Origin of the sequence: Trinickia sp., assembly GCF_036503415.1 — a bacterium.
Classification (GTDB): domain Bacteria; phylum Pseudomonadota; class Gammaproteobacteria; order Burkholderiales; family Burkholderiaceae; genus Trinickia.
In genome coordinates this window covers 1-15,891 of record NZ_DASXWY010000088.1, presented here as the reverse complement: position 1 = coordinate 15,891, position 15,891 = coordinate 1, and the positions used below count along the sequence as shown (strand labels likewise).

Here is a 15,891-nt window from a genome sequence, read left to right as displayed (position 1 = left end):
AGCATGTCGTCAACATGAAGCCGTCAATCCGTCCCGCCCAGTGGTTCGCCGACCGGCAGCTCAACTTTCTATTGAGCGTCAACGTGCTCGTGGTGCTTGTCGCGGTAGGGTTTTCGCACGGGCAGTTCGTCGGCATCGACAACCTGCAGTCGATGGGCTCGCAGTTGCCCGAGGTCGGCCTGCTCGCGTTCGGCATCATGCTATCGATGCTCTCGGGCAACGGCGGCATCGATCTCTCGGGCGTGGGTCTTGCGAACCTGTCGGGCATGGTCGCCGCACTCGTCGTGCCGCAGTTCGTCAACGGCGACGATTCCCCGGTGCTCTATACCGCGCTCTTTTGCGCGATCGTCGTGACGATGGGGCTTGCGGGGGGCTTTTTGAACGGATTGGTGATTGCTCGTCTGAGGCTCACGCCGATCCTTTGCACGCTTGGCACGCAACTCGTCTTCACGGGTTTGGCCGTGGCGCTGAGCAACGGCGCGTCGGTGCACATCGATTACATCGAGCCGCTTTCGGACATCGGCAACGGCACCTTCTTTCAGGTGCCCATCTCGTTTTGCATCTTTCTCGCCGCGGCGCTCGTGCTGGGCTGGGTGCTCAAGCGCACGCCGTTCGGACTGCGCTTGTATCTGATGGGTACCAACCAGCGCGCCGCGTTCTATGCGGGCGTGCCGAACGCGCGAATGCTGATTGCCACCTATACGCTATGCGGCCTGCTGGCTTCGCTCGCGGGTCTCGTGAGCGTGACGCACACCATGAGCGCGAAGTGGGACTACGGCAACTCGTACCTGCTCATCGCGATTCTGATCGCGGTGATGGGCGGCGTGAATCCCGCGGGCGGGTACGGCCGCGTCGTCTGCGTGTTTTTTGCCGCGACGGTGCTGCAGTTTCTCTCGAGCCTGTTCAACCTCATGAACGTGTCGCAGTTCTTCGGAGACTGTACGTGGGGATTTCTGCTGCTGCTCTCGCTGGCATTTGCGGGCGGCGAACGCGTACGCGCGATTTTCGGCATCGCGCTGCCGCGCGGCGGCAAGACGCCGCCTCGCCCCGGGGGATGAAGACAGCAGGGACGAAGCGGATCGAGCAGTCGGCGAACACCAAGGCCTCGGGCGTTCGCCGCGGTAGCAAGGGGCATCGAGCGAACAATACACAGGAGACACACGGCATGAAACCGATTCGATTGAGCCTCGCGCTCACCGCATGCGCACTCGGCGCCGGCATCGTATTCGCGGCACAAGCGGCGACGAACGAGACGATCGTCACGGTCGTGAAAGTGACCGGCATCAGCTGGTTCAACCGCATGGACGACGGCGTCAAGGAATTCGCCAAGGAAACGGGCGTGAACGCGTACCAGACCGGTCCTGGCCGTGCCGACGCCGCCCAACAGGCAAAGATCATCGAAGACCTGATCGCCAAGAAGGTGAGCGCGCTGGCAGTCGTCCCCTATGATCCGCCGACGCTCGAACCGGTGCTGAAAAAAGCGATGGATCGCGGCATCAAGGTCGTCACGCACGAGGCGGACAACGCCAAGAACACGATGGTCGATCTCGAGGCCTTCGATAACGCCGCGTACGGCGCCGCGCTCAATGACAGGCTCGCCAGCTGCATGAAGAGCGAGGGCAAGTGGGCGACGCTCGTCGGCTCGCTCGGCAGCCGCTCGCAGGTGCAATGGGCCGAAGGCGGCATCGCCGAGGCGAAGGCGAAGTATCCGAAGATGCAACTCGTCGAGCACAACCTCGAAACCAACAACGACGGCACGCGTGCCTACGAAGTGGCCAAGGAAGTGCTGCGCAAGCATCCGGACATCAAGGGCTTCCAGGGATCGTCGTCGCTCGACGTGCTCGGCATCGGGCGCGCCGTGGAGGAAGCGGGCCTGCAGGGCAAGGTCTGCGTGTTCGGCACGGGGTTGCCGGCCGAAGCCGGCAAGTACCTCGAAAGCGGCGCGATCAACGGCATTGCGTTCTGGGATCCGAAGCTGGCCGGCGAGGCGATGAACAAGATCGCGAAGATGCTCGTCGATGGCAAGACGTTCAAAGTCGGCGATACGCTGAATCTCGGCATGCCCGGCTATGAGAAAGTCGTCTTCAGCAAGGGGCCGGGCAAGGGCCTCATCGCACGCGGCCAGGGTTGGGTGAGCGTCGACAAGACGAACTACAAGCAATACAACTTCTGATCGGCGCGTGAGACGCGCGCCCGGCAGTAGCAGCCGGGCGCGCTTCGTCGTTTCGATTGCGAGCGGGATCACGATGAATGAGCACCAGGCCAGCGAGCCGTTGTTGCAAGTCGTAGGCGTACACAAGCGCTTCACCGGTGTGCATGCGCTGCGCGGGGTGACGCTTTCGTTCGCGCGCGGCCAGATCTATCACCTGTTGGGCGAAAACGGTTGCGGCAAAAGCACGCTCATCAAGATCATCTCGGGGGCGCAGCCGCCCGACGAAGGCGAGCTCGTGATCGAAGGCGCGCGCTATGCGCGGCTTTCGCCGTTGCAGGCGCTCGCGGCCGGTATCGAAACCGTCTATCAGGATCTCTCGCTGCTGCCGAATCTCAGCGTGGCGGAAAACGTGGCCCTCACGGCCGAACTCGCCGAGCACGATGGCCGGCTCGCCCGCACGTTCGACCGGCGCGTGCTGTTTTCGACGGCGCGGCGCGCGCTCGAAGCAGTGGGTCTGCCGAGCGACGCCGAATTCCAGCGCACGCTGATCGAACAGCTGCCGCTCGCGACGCGACAGCTCGTTGCGATCGCTCGCGCGATCGCGAGCGAAGCGAAGTTCGTCATCATGGACGAGCCGACGACGTCGCTGACGCAAAAGGAAGTCGCCAATCTGATCGAAGTGCTCGAGACGCTGCGCGCGCAAGGCGTCACGGTACTGTTCGTGAGCCACAAGCTCGACGAATGTTTTGCGATCGGCGGCGAGGTCATCGTGATGCGCGACGGGCAGAAGGTCGCGCAAGGCCCGATCGCCGATTACTCGAAGGCGCAGCTCTCGGAACTCATGACGGGGCGCAAGCTTTCGGAAGAGCGCTATCGCGACGCGGCCGACTCGCACGCGGAGGTGGTCCTCGATGTGCAAGAACTGGGGCGGCGCGAGCAGTTTCGTCAGGTCTCGTTCGCGCTGCATCGCGGCGAGATTCTCGGCGTGACCGGTTTGCTCGACTCGGGGCGCAACGAGCTTGCGCGCGCGCTCGCGGGCGTGAGCCCCGCCGATACGGGCACCGTCACGCTCGAGGGCCGGCGCGTGACGCTTTCGACGCCGGCCGATGCCAAGCGGCACCGGATCGGCTATGTACCGGAAGACCGCTTGAGCGAAGGGCTCTTTCTCGACAAGTCGATTCGCGAAAACGTCATCACGGCGATGATTTCGAGCTTGCGCGACCGTTTCGGCCAGATCGACCGCAAGCGCTCGCGCGCATTGGCCGTCGATACGGTCAAGGAACTTCAGATCGCCACGCCCGACATCGACAAGCCTGTGCAGTCGCTCTCGGGCGGCAACCAGCAGCGCGTGCTGATCGGCCGCTGGCTTGCGATCGATCCTCATGTGCTGATCCTGCATGGGCCGACGGTCGGCGTGGACGTCGGATCGAAGGACATCATCTACCGGATCATGCAGCGGCTTTCGCAGCGCGGCATCGGCATCTTGCTGATCAGCGACGATCTGCCGGAGTTGCTGCTCAATTGCGATCGAATCCTGATGATGAAAAAAGGCCGCATTGCGGGGGAATATCGTGCCGAAGGGCTGACCGAGGCGGCGCTGTATCAGGCGCTGTTGGCGGAAGCGGGGCCGGCGCAGGCGGAGCCAGTATGAGCATCAATCAAACGATGAGTACCCCCAACACGAACGCACTGGAGTTGTCCCGCAAGGCGCGGGCGGCGAGCTGGCGTGCGCGCCTCGCACGCAACCCCGAGTGGTTCACTGCCGCGTTGATCGCGGTGACCTGTGTCGTCGTGACCTCGCTCAATCCGCGCTTTTTGCAATGGGCGACGTTGTTCGACATGCTGCATTCGGCTACGACGATGTCGCTGTTCGCGCTCGGCACGCTCGTCGTGCTCGCCTCCGGCGGCATCGACGTGTCGTTCACCGCCATCGGCGCGCTGACGATGTATGCCATTACGAAGGCCGTATTCGCGTGGTGGCCCGACGCGCCGTTTGCGTTGATCCTGGTGACAGGCGCTATCGGCGGCGTGCTGCTCGGGTTGCTCAACGGCGTACTCGTCTATCGGTTGAAGGCGCCGTCGCTGATCGTGACGATCGGCACGCAGTATCTTTACCGCGGTGTCTTGCTGACTTTCGTCGGCACGACGTTCTTCATGAACATTCCGCACAGCATGGACCGCTTCGGCCGCATACCGCTCATTGCCTATCGGACGGCCGACGGATTGCACGCGGTGCTGCCGATCTCGGTGATCGCGCTGGTCGTTGCGGCGCTCGCGACGTGGTGGCTGCTCAACCGGACGATGATGGGGCGAGCGGTCTATGCGATGGGCGGGAGCCTCGCCATTGCCGAGCGGCTCGGCTACAACCTGCGGGCCGTGCATCTGTTCGTGTTCGGCTATACGGGTTTTCTTGCGGGCATCGCCGGCATTCTGCACGTATCGAACAATCGGATTGCGAATCCGTTCGACCTCGTAGGCTCCGAGCTCGATGTGATCGCGGCGGTCATTCTCGGCGGTGCCCGCATCACGGGCGGCAGCGGTACGGTCATCGGGACGCTGCTCGGCGTCGTGCTCGTGACGCTCATCAACAATGTGCTGATTCTGATTGGCGTGCCGAGTACGTGGCAGAAGGTCATCGTCGGCGCGTTCATCCTGATCGCCGGGACGCTTTTCGTACTGCGCCGGCGCGGTTGACGGGACGCGGTGCGCGGCGTCCCGCTCACCGCATGCGTCAAGCCTTGCGCTTGCGCAGCGTCTGGCCTTTTTCCGTGATGATCGAATCGAAATCGCCGAGCTGCGAAAAGCGCACGGCTTTGACGATACCGAATTTGCTCGAATCGGCCACGAGGTGCCGCTCGACCGCGTTATCCATCGCCGCTTGCTTCAGCGCGACTTCATGGAAATTCCAGCAGGTGACCCCGCGCGTCTCATCGATGCCGCCTGCCGAAATGAATGCCTTGTTGATCCCCATGCGGCGCAGCATCTCCAGACTTTCGTCACCCGTGAACGAGTCGGAGGAGGGCACGTAGACGCCGCCCAGAAGGATCATGCGTACGTTCGGCATGCGCCGCAGAATCTCGGCAACGTTGAGCGAATAGCAGACGACGGTAATGTGCATCGTGGCCGGTATCAGCCGGGCGAGCGAAGTCAGTGTCGTGCCGCAATCGATGAAGATCGTCTCGTGATCGGCGATCAGCACGGCCGCATGCGCCGAAGCTTGTGCCTTGGCTTGGGCGAAGTGGTCCTTTTCCTGTTCGAGCGAGTAGCCCGCCGCATTCGGCACGTTGACCGCACTGACGATATAGCCGCCGAGATAGGTAAAGCGCTCGGGATTCGCGGCAATATCGCGACGCACCGTCATTTCGGAAACGCCGAGCAGCGAAGCTGCGTCGCGCAGACGCATGACATTGTGCTTGGCGAGCGCGTCGGCGAGCGAGCGCAGGCGTTCGGTCTTGAGCATAGGAGCGTGGGTCTGGGCCGCTGCCGTCGTATTCGTCATGGGCACCGATAACAGGGCGTTATTTTTATATCGGCGGTATGAGCGAATTATAACAATTACGAGCGAGAGTTGGCAGGCAACGGGGGCGGAGGGACGTCGTTCGCTCGGCAGCGGCCGCTATCTCAGCGACCGCTGCCGGTCGACCTGCGGTTCAGGGTGCTGCGATGACATCCGTGGGATTGGCCGTGGTCGTATTGGTCCGCACGAAGAACGGCAAGAACGAGGTTCCCCGCGCGTCGAGTCCTTCGTAGTCGCCCACGAAATACCCTTCCGCGAACGGCGCGAGCTTCAGATCGAACGATCCCGCCAGATGCACTTCATTCCCGAAACTCGCTCCGCCATTGGTCGACGTCGTCTGCCAATAGTCGGTCGGTAGCGTCGTCGTGTTGCCGGCCGCCAAATTGCGCAAGTCGTAATACGTCACGGCGACGGTGCCCGACGAATTGACGCGGACCGCCGGGTTGAACGCGAGCCGCCCCGTCGGCGTATTCACGCGCGCGGGAGCGCTCCATGTTGCGCCGCCATCGGTCGATGTCGAGATCGCGATCTCGTCGTACTGCCCGCCGCTGAAGCGCGCGTCTTGCCAGACGACGTAAAGCTGACCCGTCGCCGGATCGATCGCCGGCTCGGGGATGATATCGCCCGTGCGCAACGGCTCGTTCGTGTTCGGATCGACGACGTCCACCGTGCGCAGATCGGCAATGAGTCGCGGCTTCGTCCACGTCGCGCCATCATCGGTCGACTTGATGAACGCGACGTTATACGGGGTGCCGTTCGAAGGCGAGGTAATCAGATCGAAGAAATCATAGAGCGTGCCGTTGCGTGGATCGACGACGATCTGGTTGCCGATCGTCTGTTGCCGCGACGGCACCGTGACGATCTGGGCAGGTGAACTCCAGGTGAGTCCGCCGTCCACCGTCTTCGAAAAGAGCGCTGGCCCGCGATAGGCCCTCGTATGCAAGTTCGCGTACGGATTGCCGTTGGGCAGTTCGAGCCGATCCCATACGGCGTAGGCCACGCCGGCTTTCGTCGGATTGGCCGTGACCGACTCTTTGTCGTTGAAAAATTGCAGCGACGGCTCGTTATCGGCAATGATCACGCTCAGATTGCCCCATGTCTTTCCGCCATCTTTAGAAACGGCCGCGGCGACTGCATTATTGTTGTTCGATTGATTGAACGAGATCGACACGCTATAAGCCGTTCCGTCGGGACCGATGGAAACCCACGGATCGGACGCGCGCTCGTAGCCCAGGCCGCCGGCGCAGGCGGAGAACGGAAGATTCGTCTGCGCCCAGGTTTGGCCGCCGTCGAACGAATAACCGGCGACGAGGCCGCGCGCACCGCCATTGGACCAGCGGTCCTGTTGCCAGGCACCGATCACATTCGACGGATTGGCCGGATTGACCGCCACCCAGGGTTCCACTTCAGCGTTGACGTAGCTGGTGCCCGGGCCACCGATCGTGCACGAGGCGAATGGACTCGGGCCGGATACCACCACCGGATCGACGGTTGCCGCCGTGGCCGCAGCCGAGGCCACCGCCATCACCACCGCAGCCGGAATGGCGCGAATGAACGTACGAGGCTTGTATTTGAGTCGCATGGAAGACACCCCTCTCGATGCGACCCGCGTCAGCCAGCCGGAGGTGCCGCTACAAAAACGCACGACGTGGCAAGTCCTGCGCCCCGTTCGTCCGAGTTTCGACGATTGCATCCTCGGCGTGCCTCACGTCTTTGTGCTTTTTTGCTCGCCAAACACACTACCGCTTCAACTGCCGCAGGGCCGCAAGCGCTGGAAACGCCAGCGCGTCGGTTGCCGCGTCGTCCAGCCACGGCATGAGTGCCGCGACTGGGACGGACCTGCCGTTTCCGTACGAGCCCGACCTCGCGGGGAACGGCAAATGCACTTTAGGTAATCCGCGGACCCCCATCGTGAGATTTTTGTAACAATTCTTGGGGGCGAGAAAAAGGCGGCCAATGAGGCCGCCTACTACGAAGATACGTAAGATCGCGGCTATTGTGGCAGTGTAGGAATCACCCGATCGCCGCGTATGACTTGTGATAGAGCGTCATGTAGACGGCATTGCAGCCAGCCGCCCCAGCCGATACGGGCCTGTCCGGTTGCGCGCGCCCGCGCGTCGCCCCATGTCTCGAGGCGCGGGCGGCTGGCCGACCGATGGACGGTCTGGTCAATGCTGCTTCAGACGGCGTTTGTACTCGAGCCGGAAGTTATGCAACAGCGGTTCGGTATACCCGCTCGGCTGCTGCCGGCCTTGCAGCGCGAGTGCGCAAGCGGCCTCGAACGCCACCGACGCGTCATACTCGGGCGCCATCGGCCGGTAGTTCGGATCGCCGGCGTTTTGCTTGTCCACGACGACGGCCATCCGGCGGAACGTTTCCTCGACGAACGATCGGTCGATGACGCCATGATGGAGCCAGTTGGCAATATGCTGGCTCGAGATGCGCAGCGTCGCGCGATCCTCCATCAGGCCGATATTGTGGATGTCAGGCACCTTGGAGCAGCCGACCCCTTGATCGATCCATCGCACGACGTAGCCCAGGATGCCTTGTGCATTGTTTTCGACTTCGTTGCGAAGCTCGTCTTCGGACCACGCGGCTTTTTCGACGACTGGAACGGTCAGTAACCCTTCGAGCAACGCGTCGCGCTCGCTCGCGTAATCGACGCCTTCGAGCGATCGCTGGACGGCCTGCACGTCGACCTCGTGATAGTGCAGCGCATGGAGCGTCGCTGCAGTAGGCGAAGGCACCCATGCCGTATTCGCACCCGCGCGCAGTTGAGCGGCCTTTTGTTCGAGCATGGCGCGCATCAGATCGGGCATCGCCCACATTCCCTTGCCGATTTGCGCGCGACCGCGCAGCCCGCAGGCAATGCCGACGAGTACGTTATGGCGCTCGTACGCGGCGATCCACTTCGAGCTCTTCATATCGCCCTTGCGTAGCATCGGCCCCGCTTCCATGCCGGTATGAATTTCGTCGCCCGTGCGGTCGAGAAAGCCCGTGTTGATGAACGCGACGCGGCCGCTGGCCGCGGCGATGCACGCGGCGAGATTCAGGCTCGTGCGGCGCTCCTCGTCCATGATGCCCATCTTGATCGTATGACGCGGCAAACCGTAGAGGTCTTCCACGCGATCGAACAGCTCGTTGGCGAACGCCACTTCGGCCGGCCCGTGCATCTTCGGCTTGACGATATAGATCGCGCCGGTGCGCGAATTCGTCTTGCGCTGGCGGTCGTGCAGCGCGCACAGCGTGGTCACGACAGCGTCGAGGATGCCCTCGGGAATCTCGTTTCCGTCGCGATCGAGCACCGCCCCGTTCGTCATCAGATGGCCCACGTTGCGCACGAACAGCAGCGAGCGGCCATGCAGCGCGAGCGTGCCGCCATCGGGCGCGCGATAGCTGCGGTCCGCATTGAGCCGGCGCGTGAACGTGGTGCCGCCCTTCGAGACGGACTCGGTCAGCGTGCCTTGCATCAGGCCGAGCCAGTTGCGATAGAGCAGGACTTTGTCTTCGGCATCGACGGCCGCGACCGAATCCTCGCAATCGATGATCGTCGTGACTGCCGCTTCGAGCACGACGTCCTTGACATGCGCTGGGTCCGTGCGGCCGATGGGTGCGTCGGCATCGATCTGGATTTCGACATGCAGCCCGTTGTGCTTGAGCAGAATGGCGGAAGGCGATTCGGGCTCGCCCTGATAGCCGACGAACCGAGCCGGCTCGGCGAGGGACGTGACGCCCTTGGCCGTTTCCATGCTCAACTGGCCATCCCGTACGGCATAGCGCGTTACATCGCGATGCGAGCCGTTCGCGAGCGGAGCCACCTGATCGAGAAACGTGCGAGCGTATGCAATCACCTTTGCGCCGCGCACGGCGTTATAGGCACCCGAGCGCGTCGCCCCGCCGTCTTCGGGCAGCGCATCGGTGCCGTAGAGGGCATCGTAGAGGCTGCCCCAGCGGGCGTTTGCCGCGTTCAGTGCGTAACGCGCATTCGAAAGGGGCACGACCAGTTGCGGGCCGGCCTGTTCCGAGATCTCCTCGTCGACGCCGGCTGTGTCGATCTGAAAATGCGGCGGCAGCGGCGCGAGATAGCCGATCTGCTCGAGAAACGCGCGGTAGGCCGCGAGATCGCGCACCGGGCCCGGATGCGCGCGGTGCCATTCGTCGAGCGCCGTCTGAAGGCGTTCGCGTTCGGCGACGAGCGCGCGGTTTTTCGGCGCCAACTCGTGCACGAGCGCCGAAAAGCCTTGCCAGAACGCGGCGGCATCGAGGTCCGTGCCGGGCATCGCCTCGTCTTCGATGAAGCGGCTGAGCGCTTGGGCGACGCGCAGCCCGTGATGGTCGATCGGATTGTCCATGGTCGGTCGGTCAGTATGCGGGTTGACTTGCTGATACGTTGAGAAGAGGGAACCGGCTCAGGCTGCGAGGCGCGCGGCGCCGGCCTTGGCGACTTGCGCGTCCTGATCGGACTTGACGCCCGACACGCCGAGCGCGCCGACGCATTGCCCATTCACGAGAATAGGCACGCCGCCTTCGAGCGTGGCGCTGATCGGCGCGCTGAGAAAAGCGACGCGTCCGCCGTTGATCATGTCCTCGTAAAGCTTCGATTCGCGCCGCCCGAGCGCCGCGGTGCGGGCCTTTTCGGTGGCGAGGTAAGCGCTCGATGGCGATGCGCCGTCGAGCCTTACGAGGCCGAGCGGATGGCCGCCGTCGTCGACGAGCGCGATGCTGACGGCCCAGCCATGACGTTGCGCTTCGCTGCGGGCCGCGGCGAGGAGGTCGTCGATTTCGGCAAGACCGAGTACCGGTTTGGTTTGCATGTCGTGTGCTCTCTGGTGGTTCGTCGTTCAGCTTCGTTTTCGCGGTGCGAGAAGCGTGCCGCGAAAACGTGCAGAGAACAATGTACCGCGATCCGGCCCGCGCCGGGTGCGTTGCGGCCCCGCCGCCTCGTGCGGCGGCAGACGAACAAAGGCCGCCGATGCTGTTTCCAGCGTCAGCGGCCTCAACCACCTGCTACATACAGATACTGCGTGCTGCCAAGCGGCCTTGGGCGGAAACTCAGGTGCCCGCGCCGTTCCCCCGGTTCCAGGATGTAACCCCGTGCTGCTGATTGCGATGATCCGAACTGCGAGCTACGAGCGATGCGACTGCGTACTGTCAACTGCGTATTGCCAACCACGTACTTCCAACTGCCGGTGATGCGACTGCGTACTGCCAACTGCCGGTGATGCGACTGCGGCGATACCACTACGTCGGACAAACTTCGTTGGTGCAACTGGTCTTCAGGTACTTTGAATCGCCACACGAGGGGAGCGTGTGGATGGAGCCAACGTCTCGCTCCATGGAAAACAGTGTAGCCCCCGTCGCGGCAATTCAATTGGCCGAAACGAGCGCTCAATCGCGCCCAATTCGATCAATCGATGCGCGAGTGCCCCCGGGTTTGTCCCGATAGGAGCTCGAGGGCAAACTTGTATGATGACCGCATCACCTGATGATGAGCGACGCATCTTATGTCCCGCCCGATGTTCGAGAAGATTCCTGTGCGTGCCTTGAGCGACACCGTCGCGCAGCAATTGCTCAAGCAGATCGAGAAGGGCTCGTTCGCGCGGACCGGGAAACTTCCGACGGAAGCCGTGCTGGCGCAGGAGTTCGGCGTGAGCCGAACCGTTATTCGCGAGGCCGTGTCGCGTCTGAAGAACGAAGGCGTGGTCGAACCGCGCCAGGGCAGTGGGGTGTTCATCGTCGAGCGGGCCGGCATCCGGCCCTTGCGCATCGATTATGCGGAGGCGGTGGAACCGAGCGCCGTCGTGCAAATCCTCGCACTGAGGCGCGCCATTGAAGCGGAAGTCGCCTCCGAGGCTGCGATGCGCCGTACCGCGGCCGATATGGCAGCTATCGATGCAGCCCTCGCAAAAATCGACGCGGCGGGGGCGGAGGGAAATGATGGCGTCGCGGAAGATGTTGCGTTTCACCGTGCCATCGCCGTGGCGACGGGCAATCCGTACTTTCTCAAGACGCTGACGTTCCTCAATCAATACCTGGAAGCGGGCACGGTCGTGACACGTCGCAACGAGGCGCTGCGCGGCGACTTTGCGCGGCAGGTGCGCGAAGAACATGCCGCGATCGTGGCTGCAATCCGTGCTGGCGACCCGATGGCCGCACGCAATGCCGCCTGCACGCACATGTACAACGCCGCTCGGCGGCTGGCAGAAGCCGGAATCTGCCGCTGAGCTTCACGGCGCGTCGTCAAACGGGCGGCGTGCTTTCAATTCCGTAGGACTCCTGATTTTCTGCAGAGGTCGAGCATGTCGAAAAATGTCGGTGTTATTGGGCTGGGTGCCATGGGCCTCGGCGTGGCCCGATCGTTACTGCGCGCCGGGTTCACCGTGTATGGGTGCGACGTGCGCCGCGACGTGCTCGATGCGTTCGCCGCTGAGGGCGGCGTCGCCTGCGCGGACCCGGCGGAACTCGGGCGCCGTTGCGAGGTGGTTTTGACGCTCGTCGTCAATGCCGCACAGACCGATGCAGTGCTCTTCGGCGAGACCGGTGCCGTACCGGCGATGTCGCGCGGCGGTATCGTCATCGCGAGTGCGACCGTGGCACCCGAATATGCCGTTGCGCTCGGCAAGCGTATCGAGGCCGCGGGGCTGCAGATGCTGGATGCGCCCGTGTCCGGCGGCGCCGCGCGGGCCGCATCGGGCGAGATGACGATGATGACGTCGGGGCCGGCCGCCGCGTATGAAGGCTGCAACGACGTACTCGAAGCGATAGCCGCAAAAGTGTATCGGCTGGGCGCGGCGCATGGTATCGGCTCGAAAATCAAGATCGTCAATCAACTGCTGGCGGGCGTCCATATTGCGGCGGCGGCCGAGGCCATGGCACTGGGTCTGCGCGAGGGCGTGGACCCGGAGGCGCTCTACGAGGTCATCACGCATAGCGCCGGCAACTCCTGGATGTTCGAAAACCGCGTGCCGCATATCCTTGCGGGCGATTTCACGCCGCTGTCGGCCGTCGACATCTTCGTGAAGGATCTCGGCCTCGTGCTCGACACCGCGCGGCGGAGCAAATTCCCGTTGCCGCTCTCGGCCGCGGCGCATCAGATGTTCATGATGGCATCGAGCGCCGGCCACGGAGGCGAGGACGATTCGGCCGTCATCAAGGTGTTCCCTGGCATCGACCTGCCGGCGGGCGGACGCCACAACGACAAGGAGGCCGCGCAATGAGCGGGGCACGGCAAGGGCGTGCGCTGCTGGGGTGCATCGCGGACGATTTCACCGGCGCGACGGATCTCGCGAACATGCTCGTACGCGGCGGCATGCGCACGATGCAAACGATCGGCGTACCCGAGACCCCGGAAGTCGCCGCGGCCGCGCGCGGTGCCGACGCACTCGTGGTTGCACTCAAGTCGCGCACGATCGAGGCGGCCGATGCGATCTCTCAGTCGCTCGCCGCACTCGAATGGCTGCGCGCTCAAGGTTGCCGTCAGTTCTTCTTCAAATATTGTTCGACTTTCGATTCGACCGATGCCGGCAACATCGGTCCGGTGGCCGAGGCGCTCCTCGATGCCCTCGCCGATCTGCCCGGCAGCGGTTTGACCATTGCCTGTCCCGCTTTTCCGGAAAACGGACGCACCGTTTATCGAGGACATCTGTTCGTCGCCGATGCGCTCTTGAACGAGTCGGGCATGGAGAACCATCCGCTTACGCCGATGCGCGATCCCAATCTCGTGCGCGTGCTCGAACGGCAAACCCAGGGCAAAGTCGGGCTCGTGCGCTACGACGCGGTTGCGCGCGGCAGCGATGCGGTGCGCGCCGCATTAGCCGCCGAACAGGCCAAAGGCGTGCGCATTGCGATTGCCGATGCGATATCCGACAGCGATCTGCACACGCTGGGCGCCGCATGCATGGATAGGGCACTCGTGACGGGCGGCTCGGGTCTCGCGCTCGGGCTGCCGGAGAACTTTCGCCGCGCGGGGTTGCTGTCAGCGACGTGCGATGCGGGGGCACTGCCGTGCGTCGATGGCGGTGCGGCCGTGCTGGCCGGCAGTGCATCGAAAGCGACGCTTGCGCAAGTGGGGGCGTGGCGGGCGTCGCGTCCCGCTTTTCGCATCGATCCGCTCGCGCTGGCCCGCGGCGAGCCGCTCGTCGAACGGGCGGTGGCTTTCGCACGAGAGCACTCCGAAGCATCGACACCCGAGCCGGTACTCGTCTATGCCACGGCCACACCTGACGAGGTGCGGGCCGCCCAGCATGAACTCGGCGTCGAGCGCGCGGGCGCACTCGTCGAAGCCGCGCTCGCATCGATTGCCCGCGCGCTTCATGCGCTGGGCGTACGCAGGTTCGTCGTCGCAGGCGGCGAAACATCCGGCGCCGTCGTGCAAGCGCTCGGCGTGCGCGCGCTGCGCATCGGCGCGCAAATCGATCCGGGTGTGCCCGCAACGGTCAGCATCGGACCGACCCCGCTCGCGCTGGCGCTCAAGTCGGGCAACTTCGGCAGCGTCGACTTTTTCGAGAAGGCGCTGCGTCAACTCGGCGGAGCGGCGTCATGACGGTCTCGCTCAATTTGCGACAGGCTGAATCCGCGGCGCGCGAAGAGATTTGCGCGACCGGTGCGAGCCTCTACGCGCGCGGCTATACGGTCGGCACGGCGGGGAACATCAGTGCGCGCCTGGACGACGGCTGGCTCATCACGCCGACCGACGCATGCCTCGGACGGCTCGATCCGGCGCGCATCGCCAAGGTCGATTTGGACGGGCACCCCGTTTCGGGAGACAAGCCGTCGAAAACGCTTGCGCTGCATCGTGCGATCTACGCGGCGAGTCCCGCATCGCGCGGCATCGTCCATACGCATTCGACGCACCTCGTGGCACTCACGCTCGCCCGGCCTGAGGCGGGCGGTGTATGGCGCGATGACGACGTACTGCCGCCGATCACGCCGTACTACGTGATGAAAGTGGGCCACGCGCCGCTGATTCGTTACCGCCGCCCTGGCGACAGCGAAGTTGCGCGAGAAGTCGCCGCGCTGGCGGCAACCGTGCGAGCCGTTCTGCTCGAGCGGTTGGGGCCCGTGGTCTGGGAGCGTTCCGTCTCGCACGCTTCGTATGCGCTCGAGGAATTCGAAGAGACCGCGCGGCTGTGGCTCATGGCGACGCCGCGCCCCGAACCGCTCGACGAAACGGCGCTCGACGAATTGCGGCAGACGTTCGGCGCCCACTGGTAGCGCGTTCGACCCATCTCGTTGCACGTGATGCGCCCTCGACACTGAAAGGAGTCCTATCATGCCGCGCTTCGCCGCGAATCTGACGATGATGTACAACGAGCATGCGTTCCCCGATCGCTTCGCCGCCGCGGCGAGGGACGGGTTCGCGGCCGTCGAGTACCTCTTTCCCTATGATTTTCCCGCGCAGGAATTGAAAGCCCGGCTGGACGCGAACGATCTCGTGCAGGCGCTTTTCAATGCGCCGCCCGGCGACTGGGCCGCGGGCGAGCGCGGCCTGGCATCGTTGCCAGGGCGAGAGGACGCGTTCGCCCGAGGAGTCGATCGCGCGCTCGAGTACGCTGCCGTGCTCGGCAACGACAAGATCCATGTGATGGCCGGGCTAGCCGGCCCCGGGGACGATCGTGCGCGCCATCGCGACACCTATTTGAGCAACCTCGCGCTCGCCGCCGACAGGGCGCGCAGCGCCGGCATCACGATCCTGATCGAGCCGATCAATACACGCGATATGCCCGGCTATTTCCTGAGCCGGCAGGACGACGCCCAGGCGATCTGCCGCGAGGTCGGTGCGCCGAATTTGAAGGTGCAGTTCGATTGCTATCACTGTCAGATCGTCGAGGGCGACCTCGCAACCAAGCTCGAGCGCGATATCCCGGGCATCGGACATATCCAGATCGCGGGCGTTCCCGAGCGGCACGAGCCGGACATCGGCGAGCTCAACTATCCGTATCTGTTCTCGCTCATCGACGCATTGGGTTACGACGGCTGGATCGGCTGCGAATATCGGCCGCGCGCGGGCACCTCCGACGGGCTCGGGTGGTTCGCGCCATACAAGCGCTAGGCGCCATCGCACAGGGCCGCGAATCGTCACGATGCCGGACGAACTGAAACAGGACGACGAGGAATATTCCAGATGAAGGTACTGATCACCGGAGGTGCGGGCTTTCTCGGTCAACGGCTCGCGCGCAGGCTCCTCGATGAGGGCGCGTTGCCCGGTTGCGAGGGCCGCACC

13 protein-coding genes and 1 pseudogene are annotated in these 15,891 nt (G+C 64.0%); 10 read left to right on the top strand and 4 right to left on the bottom strand.

Translation table 11 applies throughout. From position 1 onward, the window contains the following. The first annotated feature begins 14 nt into the window (after positions 1 to 14). The 4 genes from VGL01_RS11980 (at position 15) to VGL01_RS11965 (ending at position 4,846) form a co-directional block, all read left to right on the top strand. The gene (locus tag VGL01_RS11980) at positions 15 to 1,058 is read left to right on the top strand and encodes an ABC transporter permease (RefSeq protein WP_331569508.1); all 1,044 of its coding nucleotides are present in this window, start codon (positions 15 to 17) and stop codon (positions 1,056 to 1,058) included. Positions 1,059 to 1,165: 107 nt separating this feature from the next. Continuing rightward, the gene (locus tag VGL01_RS11975; RefSeq protein WP_331569506.1) at positions 1,166 to 2,173 is read left to right on the top strand and encodes an autoinducer 2 ABC transporter substrate-binding protein; all 1,008 of its coding nucleotides are present in this window, start codon (positions 1,166 to 1,168) and stop codon (positions 2,171 to 2,173) included. A 73-nt stretch (positions 2,174 to 2,246) separates the two neighbouring features. Continuing rightward, positions 2,247 to 3,803: a sugar ABC transporter ATP-binding protein gene (locus VGL01_RS11970; protein WP_331569504.1), complete on the top strand. Its 1,557-nt coding sequence runs from the start codon at positions 2,247 to 2,249 to the stop codon at positions 3,801 to 3,803. Continuing rightward, complete coding sequence (locus VGL01_RS11965) at positions 3,800 to 4,846, top strand: ABC transporter permease (RefSeq protein ID WP_331569502.1); 1,047 nt, start codon at positions 3,800 to 3,802, stop codon at positions 4,844 to 4,846. The genes VGL01_RS11970 and VGL01_RS11965 overlap by 4 nt, the downstream gene beginning before the upstream one ends. A gap of 37 nt (positions 4,847 to 4,883) precedes the next feature. On the opposite strand, the gene VGL01_RS11960 is transcribed toward VGL01_RS11965, so the two are convergent. The 4 genes from VGL01_RS11960 to VGL01_RS11945 form a co-directional block, all read right to left on the bottom strand. Further along, positions 4,884 to 5,612 (bottom strand): DeoR/GlpR family DNA-binding transcription regulator, encoded by a 729-nt coding sequence (locus tag VGL01_RS11960; RefSeq protein ID WP_331569500.1) that lies wholly within the window; start codon positions 5,610 to 5,612, stop codon positions 4,884 to 4,886. Between the two features lie 190 nt (positions 5,613 to 5,802). After that, complete coding sequence (locus VGL01_RS11955; RefSeq protein WP_414720236.1) at positions 5,803 to 7,194, bottom strand: sialidase family protein; 1,392 nt, start codon at positions 7,192 to 7,194, stop codon at positions 5,803 to 5,805. 643 nt (positions 7,195 to 7,837) lie between these two features. Further along, complete coding sequence (locus VGL01_RS11950; protein WP_331569496.1) at positions 7,838 to 10,021, bottom strand: malate synthase G; 2,184 nt, start codon at positions 10,019 to 10,021, stop codon at positions 7,838 to 7,840. A 57-nt stretch (positions 10,022 to 10,078) separates the two neighbouring features. Continuing rightward, on the bottom strand, positions 10,079 to 10,483 hold the full coding sequence (locus tag VGL01_RS11945) for a heme-binding protein (protein ID WP_331569494.1): 405 nt from the start codon (positions 10,481 to 10,483) through the stop codon (positions 10,079 to 10,081). Positions 10,484 to 11,185: 702 nt separating this feature from the next. On the opposite strand from VGL01_RS11945, the gene VGL01_RS11940 reads away from it, so the two are divergent. The 6 genes and pseudogenes from VGL01_RS11940 to VGL01_RS11915 form a co-directional block, all read left to right on the top strand. After that, positions 11,186 to 11,893 carry a FadR/GntR family transcriptional regulator gene (locus VGL01_RS11940; protein ID WP_331569663.1) on the top strand — a complete coding sequence of 236 codons (708 nt, stop codon included), beginning with the start codon at positions 11,186 to 11,188 and terminating at the stop codon, positions 11,891 to 11,893. Positions 11,894 to 11,947: 54 nt separating this feature from the next. Continuing rightward, positions 11,948 to 12,886, top strand: a pseudogene (ltnD, locus tag VGL01_RS11935) (L-threonate dehydrogenase); the annotation flags it as partial. After that, the gene (otnK, locus tag VGL01_RS11930; RefSeq protein WP_331569492.1) at positions 12,883 to 14,211 is read left to right on the top strand and encodes a 3-oxo-tetronate kinase; all 1,329 of its coding nucleotides are present in this window, start codon (positions 12,883 to 12,885) and stop codon (positions 14,209 to 14,211) included. The pseudogene ltnD and the gene otnK, both read left to right, overlap by 4 nt. Continuing rightward, on the top strand, positions 14,208 to 14,882 hold the full coding sequence (locus tag VGL01_RS11925; RefSeq protein ID WP_331569490.1) for an aldolase: 675 nt from the start codon (positions 14,208 to 14,210) through the stop codon (positions 14,880 to 14,882). Before otnK ends, VGL01_RS11925 begins: the two co-directional genes overlap by 4 nt. A gap of 58 nt (positions 14,883 to 14,940) precedes the next feature. Continuing rightward, positions 14,941 to 15,720, top strand: coding sequence for a 2-oxo-tetronate isomerase (gene otnI / locus VGL01_RS11920; protein WP_331569488.1), 780 nt, complete (start codon positions 14,941 to 14,943; stop codon positions 15,718 to 15,720). Positions 15,721 to 15,792: 72 nt separating this feature from the next. Further along, on the top strand, positions 15,793 to 15,891 hold a 99-nt coding region (locus VGL01_RS11915; protein WP_331569661.1), incomplete at its 3' end, for an NAD-dependent epimerase/dehydratase family protein.